Origin of the sequence: Trebonia sp. (assembly GCF_049794275.1) — a bacterium.
GTDB lineage: Bacteria > Actinomycetota > Actinomycetes > Streptosporangiales > Streptosporangiaceae > Trebonia.
The window spans coordinates 1-2415 of the sequence record NZ_JBARCR010000304.1 but is presented as its reverse complement, the minus strand read 5'-3'; the positions used below and the strand labels follow the sequence as shown (position 1 = coordinate 2415).

Here is a 2415-nt window from a genome sequence, read left to right as displayed (position 1 = left end):
GCGTTCTGCCGTCCGCGGAAGGTCGCCTCGGGCAGGAACCGCTCGCGCAGTCCCTCCAGGGGCAGCGGCTCGGCCCGGCTGGCCCCGCACCAGTCCAGCGCATCCGCAGCGAGGTGAAGGAACACCTCGCCAGGGAACGTGTCGTTGCGCGGTGCAGGGGCGCAAGTCCGCTCAGCACCTCGAAGAGGTCAGCGTCGCGGGGAGGGGATTACCTGTCGGCTGCGGCGAGGGCCGGGGAGCGCTCGCCCGCTCCCGCATCTCCGGTAGTGCCGGACAGGATCGGAGACGGCTTGAATCCCTTGACCATGAGGTAGATGCCAAGTGACAGCTCCCAGATGAATTCCGGGATCGTCGCGATGACCTGGGCTGCGGAGCCTGGCTGGATGACGTCGAACAGGACGGCGGTCCCCGAGATGATGATGAGCGGTCCCCCGATCAGCCCCAGCATCGCCATGCCCCGTGGCACGAGGCCGGATCGGTACATCAGGTAGCCCAGGATCACGCCGTTCCCGACGCCGACGATCCAGCCGGGCCCGAGCAGGAACGTCCAGTCGTGGATCGCGACGAGCGACCTGCCGACCGCGACGAGCGTGCCCGCGCCGCCTGTGCCTCCGACGTCCTTCCGCAGCGTCACGACCGCGAGGAGGCTGACGATGCCGATGGCGATGAAGGTGGATTCGATGATGCGGGCGGTGACGTAGCCGAGGGCGAGGGGCTCATTCTGCCGTTTGAGGACCGGGAACAGCACCACGGCGCTGCCGACGTTGGCGACGATCAGCAGGACCTCGAGAAACGCGCCCAGGGCCACGCGGGTGTCGGCGCCCGCGCCGATGATGTAGTTGGCGTGGTCCAGCACCGGGGTGTAGAGAAGGAGCGCGGCTGGGATCGAAGTGAGGAAAGTGATCACGAAGAGCGCGCCCGCGATCAGCGCGGTCTTTCTGGTCGAGCTCATCTGGATTCTTTTCGCTGGTGGGTCGGCGAGGCATCGCTAGTTAGCTGCCTCGTGGCTTCGGCCGCGTTCGCGTCATCTGACGGTGCGGCTGCCAGCCACCGGATGCTGCCGAATCCACCTCCGAACACACGGCCGGTGGGGGGCGGTTGTGCTGGCCGAGCGGCTATGGCTACAGCCTTGCCAGACCTACGTGAAAGCCGTTTGGAGATGATGTGGAGACTATGTGGAGGCCAAGCCGCCCGGAGCCGGGTAACCCACTGAGTAACGATCGCCGCTGACGGCGACAGACACCAGCGAACGCATGCGGACCACTCGCGACAGGTCATTGCCGAGTTACGAAAGCAAGAGCGGCCGATATCCTTCCCTGATAAAGAAGCAGTCGAGCGCCCAGGACCTCGGCCAGGCGCCGCCCGGTACAGCAGGGAAGTACCGCAACCGGGACGGAACCAGCAGACTTTGACGGACCTCGATGGACGGACAACAAGGTTTAGGGTGCGAGTTTTCAAACGTCGGTTCGATGTGTCTTCAAGATGGCATGCAGAAGGTCAGGGGTCCGAATCCCTTAGCTCCACCGATTTATCGGACCTCTGTTCGACTGTTAAGTGCCAAGCCAAGTGCCTAAGCGCTCTTGGCCTTTTCATTGCCTTCGCGTGGGTCGTCCTCGTCCCACCGCAAGAACTCCGCCATCGGAAACACTGGCTGACTGTCGCGGATCGCGGGCACGATCACATACCGGTAGACGGTCTCGGTGACGTCGGGGTTCTGCATGGTGCCACGGCCTGGCGATGCACCCGTCGAGCCAGAGCTTACCGAGCACCGCCGAGAGCGCGCCGCCCTGGAAAGGCAGGCAGGCGAGAGGTCCTGTTCCCAAGATTGTTGCGCGCTACCTCATCGAGGCGGATTCGCTGACTTCGGCGCCCGCGGTGAGGGGGTGCCTGACCCGCATTCGGGTCAGTTGCCCGGTCCGGCAGGACGCAACATCCCGCGTTTTGTCGGTGGCATCCGGCACCATGTACACGTGGCTGACGAACTGCTCTCGCCGGAGCGCGGCCGGGAGAAGCCGCAGGGCGGTCCTCCCGGTGCGGCGCAGCCCTTCAGCCATCTCGGCGTACCGCACGCCGGGCAATACCGGCGCCTGCTCCGGATCTTCGCGCGGGCGAGGGAACGCTTCATCGTCCACCTGCGCCCGGAGGACGTCGCCGCGGAGCTGCGGGCCGAAGCCGATGACCAGCTGACCGAGGCGCTGGACCAGCTAGTCCGGTGGGGCAACCTGCGGGCCGACGTCGACACCAGCCGGGTCACCACCGTGGAGGACTTTCACCGCAAGCGGTCGCTTTACCAGCTCACCGCAGAAGGGCAGGCGGCCGAGCAGGCCATCGCGTTCTACGAGGAGGCGATCGGGCGGCGCGGCCAGCTCCAGTCGGTCGCCCTGGCCGACATCGCCGACCGGCTCCGGGCCCTGC

At 66.3% G+C, this 2415-nt stretch carries 3 protein-coding genes; 1 reads left to right on the top strand and 2 read right to left on the bottom strand.

Going from position 1 to position 2415, the window contains the following annotated elements:
* Nucleotides 1–208 precede the first annotated feature (208 nt).
* Both WA805_RS08490 and WA805_RS08485 read right to left on the bottom strand, forming a co-directional pair.
* Nucleotides 209–952, bottom strand: coding sequence for a DUF4386 domain-containing protein (locus tag WA805_RS08490; protein WP_425242063.1), 744 nt, complete (start codon nt 950–952; stop codon nt 209–211).
* A 618-nt stretch (nt 953–1570) separates the two neighbouring features.
* Complete coding sequence (locus WA805_RS08485) at nt 1571–1720, bottom strand: hypothetical protein (RefSeq protein WP_422339313.1); 150 nt, start codon at nt 1718–1720, stop codon at nt 1571–1573.
* Nucleotides 1721–1970: 250 nt separating this feature from the next.
* Between WA805_RS08485 and WA805_RS08480 the strand changes: the two genes are divergently transcribed.
* Nucleotides 1971–2415 (top strand): DUF2397 family protein (locus WA805_RS08480; protein WP_425242062.1); only part of this gene is annotated, 445 nt, incomplete at its 3' end.

What these genes read in the sequence shown, in the direction of transcription:
- WA805_RS08490 (WP_425242063.1), bottom strand. Translation starts at nt 952, where the DNA reads ATGAGCTCGACCAGAAAGACCGCGCTGATCGCGGGCGCGCTCTTCGTG.
- WA805_RS08485 (WP_422339313.1), bottom strand. Translation starts at nt 1,720, where the DNA reads ATGCAGAACCCCGACGTCACCGAGACCGTCTACCGGTATGTGATCGTG.